At 68.7% G+C, this 17,266-nt stretch carries 14 protein-coding genes; 9 read left to right on the forward strand and 5 right to left on the reverse strand.

From position 1 onward, the window contains the following. Positions 1-50: 50 nt before the first annotated feature. Both ACPCUW_RS11795 and ACPCUW_RS11800 read right to left on the reverse strand, forming a co-directional pair. Complete coding sequence (locus ACPCUW_RS11795) at positions 51-704, reverse strand: response regulator transcription factor (RefSeq protein WP_423424812.1); 654 nt, start codon at positions 702-704, stop codon at positions 51-53. Positions 705-876: 172 nt separating this feature from the next. Then, positions 877-2,229 (reverse strand): sensor histidine kinase, encoded by a 1,353-nt coding sequence (locus tag ACPCUW_RS11800; RefSeq protein ID WP_423424748.1) that lies wholly within the window; start codon positions 2,227-2,229, stop codon positions 877-879. Positions 2,230-2,412: 183 nt separating this feature from the next. Here ACPCUW_RS11800 and ACPCUW_RS11805 point away from each other — a divergent pair, with 183 nt between their 5' ends. From ACPCUW_RS11805 to gatB, 4 genes are all read left to right on the forward strand, one after another. After that, on the forward strand, positions 2,413-2,733 hold the full coding sequence (locus ACPCUW_RS11805) for a hypothetical protein (RefSeq protein WP_051755193.1): 321 nt from the start codon (positions 2,413-2,415) through the stop codon (positions 2,731-2,733). Positions 2,734-2,815: 82 nt separating this feature from the next. Continuing rightward, complete coding sequence (locus ACPCUW_RS11810; protein ID WP_423424749.1) at positions 2,816-3,538, forward strand: ABC transporter ATP-binding protein; 723 nt, start codon at positions 2,816-2,818, stop codon at positions 3,536-3,538. Then, positions 3,535-6,027 carry an FtsX-like permease family protein gene (locus ACPCUW_RS11815; protein WP_423424751.1) on the forward strand — a complete coding sequence of 831 codons (2,493 nt, stop codon included), beginning with the start codon at positions 3,535-3,537 and terminating at the stop codon, positions 6,025-6,027. The genes ACPCUW_RS11810 and ACPCUW_RS11815 overlap by 4 nt, the downstream gene beginning before the upstream one ends. A gap of 93 nt (positions 6,028-6,120) precedes the next feature. Further along, positions 6,121-7,638 carry an Asp-tRNA(Asn)/Glu-tRNA(Gln) amidotransferase subunit GatB gene (gene gatB, locus ACPCUW_RS11820; RefSeq protein ID WP_423424753.1) on the forward strand — a complete coding sequence of 506 codons (1,518 nt, stop codon included), beginning with the start codon at positions 6,121-6,123 and terminating at the stop codon, positions 7,636-7,638. Positions 7,639-7,693: 55 nt separating this feature from the next. Here gatB and ACPCUW_RS11825 read toward each other — a convergent pair whose 3' ends face one another. Beyond that, positions 7,694-8,824, reverse strand: a complete 1,131-nt coding sequence (locus tag ACPCUW_RS11825; RefSeq protein ID WP_423424755.1) for a PQQ-dependent sugar dehydrogenase — start codon at positions 8,822-8,824, stop codon at positions 7,694-7,696. A gap of 178 nt (positions 8,825-9,002) precedes the next feature. Between ACPCUW_RS11825 and ACPCUW_RS11830 the strand changes: the two genes are divergently transcribed. Together ACPCUW_RS11830 and ACPCUW_RS11835 are read left to right on the forward strand one after the other, a co-directional pair. Next, positions 9,003-9,959, forward strand: a complete 957-nt coding sequence (locus tag ACPCUW_RS11830; RefSeq protein ID WP_423424756.1) for a DoxX family protein — start codon at positions 9,003-9,005, stop codon at positions 9,957-9,959. Between the two features lie 3 nt (positions 9,960-9,962). Continuing rightward, positions 9,963-10,403, forward strand: a complete 441-nt coding sequence (locus ACPCUW_RS11835) for a nuclear transport factor 2 family protein (protein WP_423424758.1) — start codon at positions 9,963-9,965, stop codon at positions 10,401-10,403. An 81-nt stretch (positions 10,404-10,484) separates the two neighbouring features. On the opposite strand, the gene ilvD is transcribed toward ACPCUW_RS11835, so the two are convergent. Then, on the reverse strand, positions 10,485-12,326 hold the full coding sequence (gene ilvD, locus ACPCUW_RS11840) for a dihydroxy-acid dehydratase (protein WP_423424759.1): 1,842 nt from the start codon (positions 12,324-12,326) through the stop codon (positions 10,485-10,487). 508 nt (positions 12,327-12,834) lie between these two features. Further along, positions 12,835-13,407 carry a PH domain-containing protein gene (locus ACPCUW_RS11845; protein ID WP_423424760.1) on the reverse strand — a complete coding sequence of 191 codons (573 nt, stop codon included), beginning with the start codon at positions 13,405-13,407 and terminating at the stop codon, positions 12,835-12,837. Between the two features lie 350 nt (positions 13,408-13,757). Here ACPCUW_RS11845 and ACPCUW_RS11850 point away from each other — a divergent pair, with 350 nt between their 5' ends. The 3 genes from ACPCUW_RS11850 to ilvC are packed head-to-tail and all read left to right on the forward strand — an operon-like array spanning position 13,758 to position 17,262. Continuing rightward, positions 13,758-15,710, forward strand: a complete 1,953-nt coding sequence (locus tag ACPCUW_RS11850; protein ID WP_423424761.1) for an acetolactate synthase large subunit — start codon at positions 13,758-13,760, stop codon at positions 15,708-15,710. Continuing rightward, a complete protein-coding gene (ilvN, locus tag ACPCUW_RS11855) occupies positions 15,707-16,210 on the forward strand; it encodes an acetolactate synthase small subunit (protein WP_040720620.1) in 504 nt (167 codons plus the stop codon). Before ACPCUW_RS11850 ends, ilvN begins: the two co-directional genes overlap by 4 nt. A gap of 50 nt (positions 16,211-16,260) precedes the next feature. After that, complete coding sequence (gene ilvC / locus ACPCUW_RS11860) at positions 16,261-17,262, forward strand: ketol-acid reductoisomerase (protein ID WP_195023142.1); 1,002 nt, start codon at positions 16,261-16,263, stop codon at positions 17,260-17,262. Positions 17,263-17,266: the final 4 nt, after the last annotated feature.

Below are 17,266 nucleotides of genomic sequence, written 5' to 3' on the forward strand. Positions count from 1 at the left end.
CCTGGGCAAGGTGGCCAACCTGCCCGGCGCCGCACCGGGTTGCCTGCCCCTCAGAACGCCGATTCTCCGGGTGCGACCACGCCGTGGTCAAACGCGAAGACGATCGCGGCCGCCCTGTCTCGTAACCCTAGCTTGCCGAAAATGTGTCCGACGTGGCTCTTTACCGTTACTTCGGAGATGCCGAGTTCGCCGGCGATCTCGGAGTTGACCCGCCCGCGGCCGATCAGTTTGAGCACCTCGAGTTCGCGAGCGGTGAGCTCCGCCATGCGGGAGCGAGTGTTGGTGGGGACCGGCCGCGCCGTCCGGTAGGCCGACAGCACCCGGCCGGTGACGGACGGATCGAGCCAGGAGCCGCCCTCGGCCACGGTGCGCACCGCCCGGATCAGATCCTCGGCGGGGGAGTCCTTGAGGATGAAGCCCGCCGCGCCTGCCCGCAGCGCACCGGAGAGCAGATGGTCGTCGTCGAAGGTCGTGAGCACCAGCACCGGCGGCGCGTCCGCGCGGGTCCGCAGCCGCCGGGTCGCGTCGATGCCGCCGACCCGCTTCATCCGCAGATCCATCAGCACCACGTCCGGCCGGTATTCGGCCAAGGCGGCCGGCACCTCGTCACCGTCGCCGCATTCGGTGACCACGAAGCCGTCGCGGCGGCGCAGGATCCGTCGCAGCCCACCGCGCACGAGTTCCTGGTCGTCGACGACGAGCACGGTGGTGGTCGCGGTATCGGTGTCGGTGAGCGGACTCTGACCCGGATTCACGTGCCCTCCTGCGTTCTACGGGACACCCGCACCCGGTCGGCGCGGGTATGTCTCACCGATCCCGGTGCCCTGCGGGACACCCGCACCCGGACGGACGGGTTGGCGGACGCGCCGGCATATCTCACCGCTCCTCCTGGCGTTTGCGGGTGAGCGAGGTGATCGCGTCACGCACCTTCGTCAGGGGATCGTCGAGTCCGCTCACCGGGCACACCTCGTCGGGAGCGAGCGGGATGCGGGCGCGCACCTGCCAGTACTCGCCCGATCGGCCGGCCGACAGATTGCCGTTCAGGGTCGTCGTGCGCTGACGCATGCCGTTGATCCCCATTCCGCGGCCGGTGCGCGGCGCCGGGCCCTGCGGCAGCGTATTGCGCACGCGCACGGTCACTTCGGCGGGAGTCACGGCGATATCGAGGGACGCTTGCGCACCCGGCGCGTGCTTGGCGATATTCGACAGCGATTCCTGACTGATCCGGTACAGCGCCAGACCCGTCGACGCGGACACCGCCGCGGTGTCGCCGGTGAGGTGGTAGGTCACCGACAGCCCGGCGCCGACGAAATCGGCGACCAGATCGGCGATGTCCTCGAGACCCGGTTCGGGGGTCATCGCGGACGGGCGCTGATCGAGCAGGCCGACGGTGTGCCGGATATCGGCCATCGCCTGGCGGCCGAGCCGTTCGGCATCGCCGAGTGCGTCGATGGCCTCGTCGACATCGCGATCGGTCTCCAGTGCGTGCCGGGCCGCGGTCAGGTGCAGCAGTGTGACGCTGAGGGAGTGGGCGATCACGTCGTGGACCTCGCGGGCGATCCGGCGGCGTTCGTCGTCGGCCGCCTGCGCGGAGCGAATCGCCTGATTCTCGCGCTCCTGATCGAGTGACTGCCGCTGGAATTGCAGCATCAGTCCGACCATCCAGCCCAGCACGATCGCGACCACGTACACCTGCACCAGCTCGGCGGACCCCAGGGCGTAGAAGACGACGATCTCCGCGACGGCGGCGATCATCCAGAACAGGCTGACCCGTTTCGGCGCGATCGCCCCGATCATCCCGACCATCACGGTCAACACCAGCGGAGAACAATCGGGTGAGACCGGCTGCAGCAGGAACAGCGCCTGGGCGGTGAGCGCGGACAGGCCGAACACGGCCGGTTTCGGCGGCAGGTCGAACAAGAACAGCAGCGGATAGCAGGCGAACAACAGCGCCACCGCGAGGAAGGGCACCCCGGTCGAGAAGTACTGGCTGCGCAGCGCCGCGGCCGCGACCGCCGCCACCACGACCGCGATATCCGCGGTGACGACCACCGAGACGGGATAGCCGTAGGACATCTCCTCGACCCGCCGCCGCAGCGTACCGGCCGGATCGTGCACGAGGTCCAGGAGACGACGCGCGACCCGCCCCAGTGCCAGGCGGGTCCGGCCCGGGCGCCGAGGCGCGTGCGGCGATACCTTCGCACGGTCGTCTGCGCTGGTCAGGTCCATAACAGTCAGGCTAGTCGCCGACGGGTGGTCGCTGCATCGTTCCCGGAAAGGGCCCGCGCTCCTACCGTGGTAGGACCCGAAGTCTCGTCTGCGGCACGACGTATCCGCCGGGCGGCGTCCGTAGCGTGAGTCGCACAGTGTCCGGCGAAAGGCCCGGACACCCGGCCCGAGGAGATGGGTGCGATGACTTGGCAAGACCAGCACGCTCGTACCGACATCCTGCACGAGGTGCTCGCCCGCGCGGCCGTCGATCCGGCCACCCCGGGACTGTTCTACGACCTGCCCGACTGCGATCGGCTCTTCGGCGGACCCGCCGGAGTGCTTGCCGCCCTGCGGTATCGGTGGGACAACCATCTGCACGCCAAGCTCGACCAGGCCCAGCTGCAGGGCCAGTCGCCGGGCGAGGCCTATCTGGAACTGGCCGCGGAACAACCCGTACTGCGTGCCGTACTCGACGCGCACGAGGTCCGGCATTGGCATCGCGAGCCGGCCCTGGCACGCTGAGCGACGATCCGACCCGGTTGCGGCGCAGTCGAACCCGCGCCGTCACCGCAACCGACAGCAGAAAGAGGGTGGGACGACCGCCATGTTGGAATTGACCGACGTCGTCAAGGAATACCGGGTGGGTGAACAGCGGGTTCGCGCTCTCGACACCATCAGTCTGCGCATCGAGGCGGGGGAATTCACCTCGATCATCGGCCCGTCCGGATCCGGTAAGAGCACCCTGCTGCATCTGCTCGGCGCATTGGATTCACCGGATTCGGGTTCCATCACCTTCCAGGGCGACGAGATCGGCTCCCTCGACGACAACCGGCAATCCGAGTTCCGCCGCCACCGCGTGGGTTTCGTCTTCCAGTTCTTCAACCTGCTGCCGACGCTCTCGGCGTGGGAGAACGTCGCGGTGCCGAAACTGCTGGACGGCAACGGATTGCGCAAGGCCAAGCCGCGGGCGCTGGAACTGCTCGACCGCGTGGGCCTGGCCGATCGCGCCGAGCATCGCCCCGCGGAACTGTCCGGCGGTCAGATGCAGCGGGTGGCCGTCGCTCGCGCGCTGATCATGGATCCGCCGCTGATCCTGGCCGACGAGCCCACCGGCAATCTGGATTCCAAGACCGGCGCCGCCATTCTGGAACTGCTCGGCGACATCTGCGGCGCGGGCAATTCGGTGGTGATGGTCACCCACGACATGGGTGCCGTCGAATACTGCGATCGCGTGATCACGCTGCGGGACGGGCGAATCGGTTCCAACGAGCTGGTGTCCGCGCGCCGCGGCGAGGTTCGCGACGGCGACGAGGTGGTGCGCGCGTGATCACAGCCGGCTGGGATCGGTTGCGGCTGTTCAACATCGGAGAGCTGTTCACTCACAAGGGCCGCACCGCCATGTCGATGGCGGTCATGGGGGTATCGGCGGGGCTGCTGGTGGCGGTGCTCAGCATCTCCGGTTCGGTGACCGGCTCGGTGGACCGGCTGACCTCGGCGCTGGGCGGTAAGGCGCAACTCGAGATCTCCGGCGTCACCGAGAGCGGATTCGGGCAGGACCTGGTGCCGCAGGTGCGCGCGGTCCCCGGAGTCGAGGCCGCGGTGCCGATGATCCGCACCGGGGTCGGCAACCCTGCCGACCGCACGCTGCTCATCGGCGCCGACGCGTCGGTATCGGCGCTCGGCAGCGATCTGAACGGGGCGCTGAGCGGGCAGGCGGCGAAACTGCTGTCGGTGCCGGGCGGAGTCCTCGTCGGCGCGGGGCTGGGCCGGCACGAGGGCGAGACCTTCACGCTGGGCAACCAGCAGGTGACCGTGGCCGGAGTGCTCGACGACGCTACCTCACACAAACTCAACAGCGGGCACATCGTCATCGCCACCCTGCCTGTCGCCCAGCAACTCGCCGGCCGGGCGGGCATGGTCGATTCCGTCCAGATCGTGCCGAAGCCGGGAACCGATGTGGGGCAACTGCGTTCGGCGCTGACCGCACTGGTGAACGGCCGTGCCGTCGTGGCCGATCCGAGCCTGCGCACCGCGCAGGCGAGCGGCGCGATCCAGCTCGTGCGCTTCTCCACCACGATGGCCTCGGCCGCGGCGCTGATCGTTTCGGGCTTCCTGATCTACAACGCGATGAGTATGGCGGTGGCCCAACGCCGCCCGACGCTGTCGCTGCTGCGCGCGATCGGCGGACGGCGGCGTCCGATGGTGCGTGATCTCGTCGTGGAAGCGGCCGTCATCGGATTGATCGGCGGTGCGATCGGTTCGGTGGTCGGGATCTTCGCCGGGCGTATGTCGATCGACACGATTCCCTCGGCCATGGTGGCGGCGGTGGACACCCGCACCGAATACATGGTGCCCGGCTACGCGATTCCGTTCGCGATCGCGGCCTGCGTGCTGGCCAGCGTCGCCGCCGCGTCGATCGCCGCCCGCCAGGTCTACAAGGTGCAGCCCATCGAGGCGCTGGCGCCGGTGGGGGTGTCGAAGGCCGATTCGGTCGGTCCGTGGTTGCGCTGGGGTGCGCTGGTGGGTGGCCTGGCCATGGTCGGCGGCGCCGTCGTCATCGCGCGCGCCGATCTGGGCCGGGCCTCGCTCGCCGCGATCTCGCTGTCCATCGCGGGCGCGGTCGGCCTGTGTTTCGCCGCGATGGGGCCGATCGTGCGCCTGGCGGCCGGGGTCGCCCGGATCTTCGGCGCGCCCGGAGCCCTGGGAGCCACCACCATCGAACGAGCTCCGCGACGCGTGTGGGCCACGGCGATGACGGTGATGATCGGCGTCACCGCGACCGTCGCGATGGGCGGGGCGTCGAGCAATCTGGTCGATTCGGCGACGGACTCGTTCTCCGATCTGGGTCGCCGCGACGCCTACATCAGCCCCACCTCGCTGGCCGAATTCCCCACGGGGCCGATCCTTCCGCCGGATCTGAAGGAAACCGTGCGCCGGGTTCCCGGCGTCGCCGACGTGGGGTCGGCGCAGATGGCCTTCGCCACCGTCGGCAGCGATCGGGTGATGCTGCAGGCCTATCAGCCCAATATCCGGTCGTCGGTCCTCACGGATCTGGGACCCGATGTGTTGCAACGGATGTCGACCGGCGAAGGCGTCGTGCTCTCGCGCGACGTGGCGCGCTCGCTGGATGTCGGCGAGGGCGCGCAGCTCGAGCTGCCCACGCCGACGGGCGTCCATTCCGTGCGGGTCCTGCGGGTGATCCCGTACTTCTCGGCGCTGTCGGGCATCGTGCTCATGGATCTGGACGTCCTGCGGCAGTGGTACGACCGCCCGGGAGAGACGATCCTCGGCGTCAACTTCGCGCCCGGCGTCGACAAAGCCCAGGTGATCGACGCGATCCGCGCGGTGGTGCCGCCCGCCCTGCACGTGGACACCGGTGCTCAGGCGCTCGCGGCGGTATCTCGAGGGGTGCAGCAGGGTACGTCGCTGTCCGGCTCGATTCTGTGGATCGTGGTGCTGGTTTCGACCGCTGCGCTGCTGAATACGCTGATGCTGTCGGTCCTGGAACGCCGCCGCGAACTCGGCGTGCTGCGCGCCATGGGCACCAGCCGCCGATTCCTGTTGCGCACGGTGCTGACCGAGGCCGCCGGTATCGGATTGGCCGGTGCCGCATTGGGTTTGGTGACCGGCGCGGCCGTGCAGTATCTGGCCACCGTGGCGATGGGTCACGCGATGACCATCGACGTGGTGTACCGCCCGAGCCCGATGCTGCTGGTCTACGCCGCCGCCGCGCTGGTCCTGGCCCTGCTCGGCTCGATTCCGCCGTCGCTGCGCGCGGCCCGCATGCCGATCGTCGAGGCCATCGCCGTCGACTGATCGTGTCAGGAGGGGAAGTCCCACGCGGCCGGGCGCGTGGGACTGCTCCGATTCCGGGTCGGCGCAGCGTCGTCGGCACCCTTACATAAACTGATGGACATGACTGCACCCACGGTGGACTTGATGGACTATGCCGACGTCATCGACCGGTACGAGCCGGTGCTGGGCATGGAGGTGCACGTCGAACTGGGCACCGAAACCAAGATGTTCTGCGGGTGCCCGACGGCCTTCGGCGCCGAGCCGAACACCCAGGTCTGCCCGGTCTGTCTCGGTCTGCCGGGTTCGCTGCCGGTGGTCAACCAGCAGGCCGTCGAGTCGGCGATCCGCATCGGCCTGGCGCTGAACTGCTCGATCACCCCGTGGGGCCGGTTCGCGCGCAAGAACTACTTCTACCCGGATCAGCCGAAGAACTACCAGATCAGCCAGTACGACGAGCCGATCGCCACCGACGGCTACCTCGATGTGGTGCTCGACGACGGCTCGGTCTTCCGGGTCGACATCGAACGTGCCCACATGGAGGAGGACACCGGTAAGTCCCTGCACGTGGGCGGCGCCACCGGCCGTATCCACGGCGCGAGCCATTCGCTGCTGGACTACAACCGGGCCGGCGTGCCGCTGATCGAGATCGTCACCAAGCCGATCACCGGCGCCGGTGAACGCGCCCCCGAGGTGGCCCGCGCCTACGTCACCGCACTGCGCGATCTGCTGAAGGCGCTCGACGTCTCCGACGTCAAGATGGAGCAGGGTTCGCTGCGCTGCGACGCCAACGTGTCGCTGATGGCCAAGGGCGCCGAGGTATTCGGCACGCGCACCGAGACCAAGAACGTGAACTCGCTGCGTAGCGTCGAGGTCGCGGTGCGCTACGAGATGCGCCGCCAGGGCGCGGTGCTCAGCTCCGGCGGCACCGTGATCCAGGAGACCCGCCACTTCCACGAGGGCGACGGCTCCACCTCCCCGGGCCGCGTCAAGGAAACCGCCGAGGACTACCGCTACTTCCCCGAGCCGGACCTCGAGCCGATCGCCCCGGACGCCGACTGGGTCGAGAAGCTGCGCGGCACCATCCCCGAATACCCGTGGCTGCGCCGCGCCCGCATCCAGGCCGAATGGGGTCTGTCCGACGAGGTGTTCCGCGATCTGATCAACGCCGGTGCGCTGGATCTGATCATCGCCACCGTCGACGCGGGCACCACGGTCGACGCCGCCCGCGCCTGGTGGGTCAACTACCTCACCGAGCAGGCCAAGGAGCGCGAGGTGGCGCTCGAGGATCTGCCGATCACGCCGAAGCAGGTCGCCGAGGTGGTCGCGCTGGTCGACGCGAAGACCATCAACTCCAAGGTGGCCCGCCAGGTCGTCGACTTCGTGCTGGCCGGTGAGGGCGATCCGGGACAGATCGTCGAGGCCAAGGGGCTGGGCATGGTGTCCGACGACTCCGCCCTGCAGACCGAGGTCGACAAGGCTCTGGCCGCCAACCCGGACATCGCCGACAAGATCCGCTCCGGCAAGGTCCAGGCCGCTGGCAAGATCGTCGGCGACGTCATGAAGGCCACCCGGGGCCAGGCCGACGCCGCCCGCGTCCGCGAACTGGTGCTCGCCGCCTGCGGCGTTGCCTGAGTGTGACGGTGTCGAATGCCCGGTCCGGTGGGGCCGGGCATTCGTCTGTGTGCGCCTAGTCCGGTCCGCCGCCCGCGCCGCCCTTGGGCGGTGGGATGCGCACGATGCGGTCGTCCAGCGGTCCCGCGGCGGCGGGTTTGTTGACCGTACCCACCCAGACGTTACCGTCGCCGCCCAGCGCGGCGCCCCCGAGCGAGCCGTATTTGTCCTGCGCCACCATCGTCGGGGCGGTGGTTACCGCATGCGTGGTCGGATCGGCGTCGGCGAAGGCCAGCGCCTTGGCGCCCGACATCGAGATCGCCACGCCGTCCACGGCGGCCGCGCAGCCGCCCGCACCCGGCTTGTCCGGCCAGGTCCACGCCGTGGCGACGGCGCCGTCGGGTCCCAGGCGCTGCAGCCGGTCCTCGGTGGCGGTGCGGTCGGTGAACCAGATGGTGTCCTTGTGGTCGGGGCACACCCCGCCCGCGGTGCCGATGCCGGACGCGACCACCTTCGGATTCGCGTTACCCGGCGCCGGATCGTCGAGCTCGAGCAATTTGCCCGCCAGCGATCCGGGGTCGTTCGCCGCACCCGGATTGCCGGCGTCGCCGGTCAGCACCGCCAGTTTGGTCGGTGAGACGAAAGCGAGCGAGCCGTGGTTTCCGTTGGCGCCCTTGGGAATTCCGGTGAGAATCGGCTTCGGATCGCCGCCCGCGCCGATACGGACGACGCGATTGTCCGAGGCGGTGGTGATGTAGGCGTAGACCAGGCCGTCCTCGCCGTAGCTCGGTGAGAGCGCGACATCGCTGAGCCCGCCGTCGCCGGCCGCGTCGACATCGACGCGGGTGACCTCGAGCGGCTGCGGTGGCGCCTGGCTCGGATCGACGGCGGTGACCTTCAGGATGCGGCCGGTGGTGCGTTCGGTGACCAGCGCCTGCTGCCCGTCCGGCAGGACCGTCAGCCCGCCGGTGGTGTCCAGGCACGACACCACGACCGCGGGATCGGGATCGATACACGGCCCGGTGGGACGCTGCCCGGTCGGCGGCGGAGTCTTCGGTTCGCTGGTCGGGCCCTGCCCCTCGGGTTCGATGGTGGGCGCGGGAGTGAACGGTTTGGACGCGGAATCGTCGAAGCGAGCACAGCCGACCACCAGGCCGGCGGTGACGGCGAGGATCGACGCGACACGGCCGACGACAACCACACTCATTGCCCAAACGTTACGGAAATACCGCCGCGCGCGCTCGCAGGGGTCCGGACCACACCGCACGGGCTGTCCCGGCGGCTACGGTTCGTGCTGGCGAGGCGCGCCGCGGGACCGGCCGGGCGGGGCTGACACGCCGGGAACAGACCACGCGCCCACGCGTTTGGCGTCATACTCTGTGCCCGTGACGGACAAGCCGAATCAAACACCGGAATCGAATCAGCCGTCGGGGCGGCCGTCGGGCTCAGGACCGACGGCGGGCAGCCCCTACGACAATCCGACCGGCGAATTCCCCTCGGTGAAACCCGCGGTGGGCAAGGATGTTCCGCGGACCGAGGACGATCTCGGCCTGGACCCGGACGTACCGTCCGCGGGTGCCGAGCACACGGGCGCCACGAAGAGGACGCAGCCCACCGGCGCCGCAGCCGCCGGAGCTACCGCCGCGAGCGCAGCACACCCCGGTACCGAGCAACCCGGTACCGAACATGCCGGCACCGAGCATCCTGACACCGTGCCGCCCGGCGCCGAGCCGGCCGCCTCGGAAGCGCCCACCTACGCCTTCGCCACCATCCCGCCCGCGCGAGCCAACGGCGAAACCGAGCGGCTGCGCCGCCCGCGCGAATACCGCCGCGGCACACTGGATCTGGGTCTGCTGGGTTTGCGCCTGACCGTCGGCCTCACCTTCCTCTACCACGGCCTGCAGAAGCTGGCGGGCTGGTTCCACGGTCCCGGTTTGGACGGCACCCGGCACATGCTCGAGCAGGGCGGCTGGAAGCACATCGAGCTGTCCACCGCGATGCTCACCGTGTCCGAGGTCGGTGGCGGCGCGCTGATCATCCTCGGTCTGGCCACTCCGCTCGCGGCCGGCGCCGTCTTGGCCTCGATCTCGACCGCATGGCTGTGGAAGCAGGGCATGGCTCCCGACTTCCAGTACCGCCCGGTCGAATTGGAGTCGATCCTCGCCGGCGCGGCGGCGTCGCTGATCCTCACCGGTCCCGGCCGCCTGTCGTTCGACCGCAACCGCGGCTGGGCCGTCCGCCCGTCGTGGGGTTCGTTCGTCTGCCTGGTCCTGGCGCTCGGGGCAGCGGCCGCTGGGTGGATTTTCCTGCACGGCGGCAACCCGTTCGTGGGAATCTTCTGAACCGTGCCTGATTCCGCAATACCGAGTTACCGAGCGATCGAACGCCTGATCGCCGACTACGCCCTCCTGGTCGACCAGGGCGATTTCGCAGGTGTCGGCGCCCTGTTCGTCACGGGCTCCTTCGGGTCCAGCACCGGAATGATCGAGGGCAGTGCCGCCGTGGAAAAGATGCTGTCCGGCACCGTGATCCGCTACGACGACGGCACTCCTCGCACGAAACACCTGGTCACCAACCTGGTGATCGAGGTCGACGAGGCCGAGGACACCGCGACCGGCAGGTCCTACTTCACCGTCCTGCAGGCCGCCCCCGACCTACCGCTGCAACCCATCGTCAGCGGCCGCTACGACGACCGCTTCCACCGCCCCGCCGGACAGTGGGCATTCGCGCAACGCGCGGTCACTGTGGACCTCATCGGCGACGTCAGCCACCACCTGCGCAGATAACTCCGCGCCCCACTGACCCTCGAACGGAAACGGCCGCTCCGATCGGAGCGGCCGTTCTCGTCTGCCGGCGTAGTTGAAAAGCTAGGGCACGCGGCGCACGGCGCCCTTGTCGGCGGAGGTCGCGAGTGCGGCGTACGCACGCAGCGCGGTGGTGATCGGCCGATCACGCTGGACCGGCTGCCACGGCCGCTCCCGCGCCTCCATCTTGGCGCGGCGCTCGGCGAGCACCTCGTCGTCGACCAGCAGCTCGAGCGCGCGGGTGTGCACGTCGATGCGGATGCGATCGCCGTTCTCGATCAGGCCGATGGCGCCGCCGCTGGCCGCCTCGGGGGAGATGTGGCCGATGGACAGGCCGGAGGTGCCGCCGGAGAAGCGGCCGTCGGTGATCAGCGCGCACACCTTGCCCAGGCCGAGGCCCTTGAGGAACGAGGTGGGATGCAGCATCTCCTGCATACCGGGGCCGCCGGCGGGGCCCTCGTATCGGATCACGACGACGTCGCCGGGGGTGATCTTTTTGCCCAGGATCGCCGAGACCGCGTCTTCCTGGGATTCCAGCACCACGGCCGGTCCTTCGAAGGTGAACAGGTCCTCGTCGATACCGGCGGTTTTCAGAATGGCGCCGTCGAGGGCGATATTGCCCCGCAGCACGCACAGCCCGCCCTCGACGGTGTAGGCGTGCGCGATATCGCGAATGCACCCGCCCTCGGCATCGGTGTCCAGCGAGGACCAGCGGTTCTCGGTGGAGAACGGCACCGTGGTCCGCACTCCGCCGGGCGCGGCGTGGAACAGTTCGATCGCTTCGTCGGAAGCCTTGCCGGAGCGGATGTCCCAGGTGTCGAGCCACTCGTCGAAGGAGGCGGTGTGCACGGTGGTCACATCGGTTTCCAGCAGTCCACCGCGGCGCAGTTCGCCCAGGATGGCGGGGATGCCACCGGCGCGGTGCACATCTTCCATGTGGTAGTCGGAGTTGGGGGAGACCTTCGACAGGCAGGGCACCCGGCGCGAGATCTCGTCGATGGTGGCGAGGTCGAAATCGATCTCGCCCTCCTGGGCGGCGGCCAGGGTGTGCAGCACCGTGTTGGTGGAACCGCCCATCGCGACGTCGAGGGCCATCGCGTTGCGGAAGGCCTTGGCATTGGCCACGTTTCGCGGCAGGACGGATTCGTCGTCGTCGCGGTACCAGCGGTTGGCGATCTCGACGACGGTGCGGCCGGCCCGCTCGAACAGCGCGCGCCGCGCCGCGTGGGTGGCGAGGGTGGAACCGTTGCCGGGCAGGGCCAGGCCCAGTGCCTCGGTGAGGCAGTTCATCGAGTTCGCGGTGAACATGCCGGAACAGGAACCGCAGGTCGGGCAGGCGCTGCGCTCGACCTCGCTCAGCCCCTCGTCGCTGACCTCGGTGGAGGCGCTGGCGGCGATCGCGGTGATCAGATCGGTGGGCGCCTGCGCCACGCCGCCGACGACCACGGCCTTGCCTGCCTCCATCGGACCGCCGGAGACGAACACGGTCGGGATGTCGAGCCGCATGGCGGCGTTCAGCATGCCGGGAGTGATCTTGTCGCAGTTGGAGATACACACCAGCGCGTCGGCGGTGTGCGCGTTGACCATGTATTCGACCGAGTCCGCGATGATTTCGCGGCTGGGCAGCGAGTAGAGCATGCCGCCGTGACCCATCGCGATCCCGTCGTCGACGGCGATGGTGTGGAATTCGCGCGGCACACCACCGGCGGCGCGCACCGCGTCGGCGACGATCTCGCCGACATCCTTCAGATGCACGTGGCCGGGCACGAATTGGGTGTAGGAGTTCGCGATCGCGACGATCGGCTTACCGAAATCGGAGTCGGTCAGGCCGGTGGCCCGCCAGAGTGCGCGTGCGCCTGCGGCATTGCGTCCGGCGGTGGTGGTGCGTGAGCGAAGCGGTGGCATGAATTAGGTCCTCGGTGGTCGGCGCGGTGGCCGGAGCGGCTCTACTCGGGCAGGGCTCTGCTCGTCGGTGCTCATCGTCCGGTGGGTCGCCGGGGCCGGGGCCGAGGGCTGGTCGGCCACCGTGCGGAGCGTCTCTTCGGCGAGTGGTGTCGTCGGCAGAGGTGTCTGTTCGTAAGAGCAGAGTGTCTGTTCGGCGCTTCAACGTTACTCCCGCCACCGGAGCGTGCTCACCGGAGGCGGGTGGTCGTGCGGCTGCGGGGTGGCGCGGCAGCACGACGCACGTCGAGCCGGTCCGAGCGGCCGTCACCGGGTGGGGTCTCGACCACGGACCCGCACCGCGACGCGATGATCGCGGCGACTGCGCCCCGAGTGGGGACGTAGTCAGGGCAGCATCGCGAAAGCGCGGATTTGTTCCCGGAGTTCGAGGTTGGCGGGAGAGTGTGAAACATCCCACTCGAGGGAGAGCTGCGACAATCTGCCGAAGTGGCGGAGCTGCAGTGGAGCCCGCTCAGCCGTCCGTGGAGGTGTCCGGCTTCTCGGCAGCTTCGGCCGACGGGCTGTCCGCTGCGCCGGATTCCGCGCTCTCGGCCTCGACGCCGTCCTGATCGCCGTTCTTGTCGCCGATGTCCGCCGCGCTCTTGTCCGGCCGCGCGAACGGATCCGGAATTCGCCCGTCCGATGCCGCGACCAGATCCTTCAGCCGGTCGTAGCTCACCGCCGGCAGAGCCACCTCGGAGTCATCGCTCAGATGCGATCGCACCCAGCCGCGCTTGGGGATCCGCAGTCCCTGGATCTGCGACCAGTCGAGGTGCCGGGAGCCGAAGGTCGTGCGCAGGTCGAGTCCGCTCGCCGATACCGTGGTGCGGGACCGCTCCACCCACCACGCGACCGCGGCCGGGATGAGAAACAGGATCCACAGCACCGCGGGCCAGCCGAAGAACGGGAACGCCGCGCAGAACAGCAGAATGAACACCCCGAGATGCGCGAGCCGGGGGATACGGATCACACGCCCCGTATCGGTTCCGTCCTCGGCGGTGTGGGACGATTGAGCTGGTGGCACGGACTGCTGCGGCGATGACACACCCCCATCCTCGCATCATGGTGAAGCGACACTCGAACCGCCCCGTCTCACATAATGAGACACCGCACGTCAAGTAATTTGACTCATCGACTCTCGCGCGCATACCGTCGAGCGCGTGAATCGAAACGAGCTTCTCGTAATCGGCCGGCGCGTCCAGCGCTGAGCCTGACGACTCGAGGTCGACTACGTCAGCTCGCAACTGCGACGCGCCACCCTCGCTCAGCCATCGGCTGACGGGGGCTTTTTTGTGTTCGGACAAGTTGTGTTCATGGCTTCGAAGGTCGCTCGAGCGCCGCGCAGGCGCCGCGTGACAGCGAAGCGATGAACGACAAGCAGTAAGGAAAAAGACGGTGAGCGCACCAACTGCACGGCCCGGGCCCTCGGCCCGCAGGCCAGCGCCTTCGGCCTCCCAGCCGACCCCCGCGATCGGAAACCGCCGCCAGGTCCCGCCCGAGAAGGTGACCGGCGCCCAGTCCGTCGTCCGCTCCCTCGAGGAGCTCGGCGTCGACACGGTATTCGGCATTCCGGGTGGTGCGATTCTCCCCGTCTACGACCCGCTCTTCGATTCCACCCGCGTGCGTCACGTCCTGGTCCGCCACGAGCAGGGCGCCGGTCACGCGGCGACCGGTTACGCGCAGGCCACCGGCAAGGTCGGTGTGTGTATGGCCACATCCGGTCCGGGTGCGACCAACCTGGTCACCCCGATCGCGGACGCGCAGATGGATTCGGTGCCGCTGGTGGCGATCACCGGACAGGTCGGCCGCGGCCTGATCGGTACCGACGCCTTCCAGGAAGCCGACATCTCCGGCATCACCATGGCGTGCACCAAGCACAACTTCCTGGTCAACGACGCCATCGACATCCCGCGCATCATCGCCGAGGCGTTCCACCTCGCCTCGTCGGGCCGTCCGGGCGCGGTGCTGGTCGACATCCCGAAGGATGTGCTGCAGGCGCAGACCACCTTCAGCTGGCCGCCGGAGATGCGGCTGCCCGGCTACCGCCCGGTGACCAAGCCGCACGGCAAGCAGGTGCGCGAGGCCGCGCGGATGATCGCCGAGGCCAAGGCGCCCGTGCTCTATGTCGGCGGCGGCGTGATCAAGGCCGATGCTTCTCCGGAGCTGCTGGAACTGGCCGAGCTCACCGGCATCCCGGTGGTCACCACCCTGATGGCGCGCGGCGCGTTCCCCGACAGCCACACCCTCAACATGGGTATGCCCGGTATGCACGGCACCGTGGGAGCCGTTGCGGCCCTGCAGAAGTCGGACCTGCTGATCACGCTCGGCGCCCGCTTCGACGACCGCGTCACCGGCCAGCTGGACTCCTTCGCCCCGCACGCGAAGGTGATCCACGCCGATATCGACCCCGCCGAGATCGGCAAGAACCGCCACGCGGATGTGCCGATCGTGGGTGACTGCCGCGAGGTCATCACCGAACTGATCGAGACCCTGAAGTCCGATCCGGCCTTCACCAACGCCGAGGCGCCGCTGCTGGACCTGGAGTCCTGGTGGACCTACCTCGACGGTGTGCGCAAGCAGTACCCGCTCGGCTACGGCCCCACCTCCGACGGCTCGCTGTCGCCGGAGTACGTCATCGAGACCCTGGGCCGACTGGCCGGGCCCGATGCCATCTATGTCGCCGGTGTCGGCCAGCACCAGATGTGGGCCGCGCAGTTCGTCAAGTACGAGAAGCCGCGCACCTGGCTGAACTCCGGTGGTCTGGGCACCATGGGCTACGCCGTGCCCGCGGCGATGGGCGCCAAGATGGGCGCGCCGGACAAAGAGGTGTGGGCGGTCGACGGTGACGGCTGCTTCCAGATGACCAACCAGGAGCTCGCGACCTGTGCCGTCGAGGGCGTGCCGATCAAGGTCGCGCTGATCAACAACGGCAACCTGGGCATGGTCCGGCAGTGGCAGACCCTGTTCTACGAGAAGCGCTACTCCAACACCGACCTGGGCACCCACACCCTGCGCATCCCCGATTTCGTGAAGCTCGCCGAAGCGCTGGGCTGCCACGGCATCCGGGTGGAGAAGGAAGAGGACGTCGAGGCCGCGATCCGCGAGGCGCAGTCGATCAACGACCGTCCCGTGGTGATCGACTTCATCGTCGGCAAGGACGCGCAGGTGTGGCCGATGGTCGCCGCCGGCACCTCCAACGACGAGATCATGGCAGCGCGCGGCATCCGCCCGCTGTTCGACGAGGACGAGCAGGCCTCCGAGCCGGCCGTCATCCATGAGGCCATGTCCCACGACAAGGCGACCCTGGCGGCGCACGAACGGGCCTCGCAGAAGGAGACCAACCTGTGAGCACGACCCATACCCTCAGCGTGCTGGTGGAGGACAAACCCGGCGTGCTGGCCCGGGTGGCGAGTCTGTTCTCCCGGCGTGGATTCAATATCGAATCCCTGGCCGTGGGTGGCACCGAAGTTCCGGACATCTCGCGGATGACCATCGTCGTCACCGTGGAGGATCTGCCGCTGGAACAGGTGACCAAGCAGCTCAACAAGTTGGTGAACGTCATCAAGATCGTGGAGCAGGACGCCGACGCCTCGGTCGCCCGCGAGCTGATCCTGGTGAAGGTGCGCGCCGATGCCAGCGTGCGCACCCAGGTGATCGAATCGGCCAACCTGTTCCGGGCTAAGGTCATCGACGTGTCGCCCGACGCGCTGACCATCGAGGCGACCGGCACCCGGTCCAAGCTCGAGGCGCTGCTGCGGATGCTGGAACCGTACGGCATCCGTGAGATCGTGCAGTCCGGCGTGGTGGCCGTCGGCCGCGGGCCGAAGTCCATCACCGCGACCCGCTAACACTTATTCAGAAGAATCAACGAAGGGACACAACCACAGTGGCAGTCGAGATGTTCTACGACGACGACGCCGACCTGTCGATCATCCAGGGCCGCAAGGTCGCCGTGATCGGCTACGGCTCCCAGGGCCACGCACACTCGCTGAGCCTGCGTGACTCCGGCGTCGAGGTGCGCATCGGCCTCAAGGAAGGCTCCAAGTCGCGGGCCAAGGCCGAAGAGGCCGGCCTGACCGTCGGCACCCCCGCCGAGGTCTCGGAGTGGGCGGACGTCATCATGCTGCTCGCCCCCGACACCGCGCAGGCCAAGATCTTCACCGAGGACATCGAGCCGAACCTGAAGGACGGCGACGCCCTGTTCTTCGGCCATGGCCTCAACATCCACTTCGGCCTGATCAAGGCTCCGGCAGGCGTCACCATCGGCATGGTCGCCCCCAAGGGCCCCGGCCACCTGGTGCGCCGCCAGTTCGTCGACGGCAAGGGCGTTCCGGCCCTGATCGCCATCGACCAGGACCCGAAGGGTGAGGGCCAGGCCCTGGCGCTGTCCTACGCCAAGGGCATCGGCGGCACCCGCGCCGGCGTCATCAAGACCACCTTCAAGGAGGAGACCGAGACCGACCTGTTCGGTGAGCAGGCCGTCCTCTGCGGTGGTACCGAAGAGCTGGTCAAGACCGGTTTCGAGGTTATGGTCGAGGCCGGCTACGCGCCGGAGATGGCCTACTTCGAGGTGCTGCACGAGCTGAAGCTGATCGTCGACCTGATGTACGAGGGCGGCATCGCCCGCATGAACTACTCGGTCTCCGACACCGCCGAGTTCGGTGGCTACCTGTCGGGCCCGCGGGTCATCGACGCCGACACCAAGGAGCGCATGAAGGCGATCCTGAAGGACATCCAGGACGGCACCTTCGTCAAGCGCCTGGTCGCCAACGTCGAGGGCGGCAACAAGGAGCTCGAGAGCCTGCGCAAGCAGAACGCCGAGCACCCGATCGAGGTCACCGGCAAGAAGCTGCGCGACCTGATGAGCTGGGTCGACCGGCCGATCACCGAAACCGCGTAAGGTT

The organism is Nocardia sp. AB354 (assembly GCF_049538315.1).
In the GTDB taxonomy this organism is placed as follows: Bacteria; Actinomycetota; Actinomycetes; order Mycobacteriales; family Mycobacteriaceae; genus Nocardia; species Nocardia nova.

Bases quoted from the DNA above. Each gene is read 5' to 3' on its own strand.
- ACPCUW_RS11800 (WP_423424748.1), bottom strand. From the start codon at position 2,229: ATGGACCTGACCAGCGCAGACGACCGTGCGAAGGTATCGCCGCACGCG.
- ACPCUW_RS11805 (WP_051755193.1), top strand. From the start codon at position 2,413: ATGACTTGGCAAGACCAGCACGCTCGTACCGACATCCTGCACGAGGTG.
- ACPCUW_RS11810 (WP_423424749.1), top strand. From the start codon at position 2,816: ATGTTGGAATTGACCGACGTCGTCAAGGAATACCGGGTGGGTGAACAG.
- gatB (WP_423424753.1), top strand. From the start codon at position 6,121: ATGGACATGACTGCACCCACGGTGGACTTGATGGACTATGCCGACGTC.
- ACPCUW_RS11825 (WP_423424755.1), bottom strand. From the start codon at position 8,824: ATGAGTGTGGTTGTCGTCGGCCGTGTCGCGTCGATCCTCGCCGTCACC.
- ilvD (WP_423424759.1), bottom strand. From the start codon at position 12,326: ATGCCACCGCTTCGCTCACGCACCACCACCGCCGGACGCAATGCCGCA.
- ilvC (WP_195023142.1), top strand. From the start codon at position 16,261: ATGTTCTACGACGACGACGCCGACCTGTCGATCATCCAGGGCCGCAAG.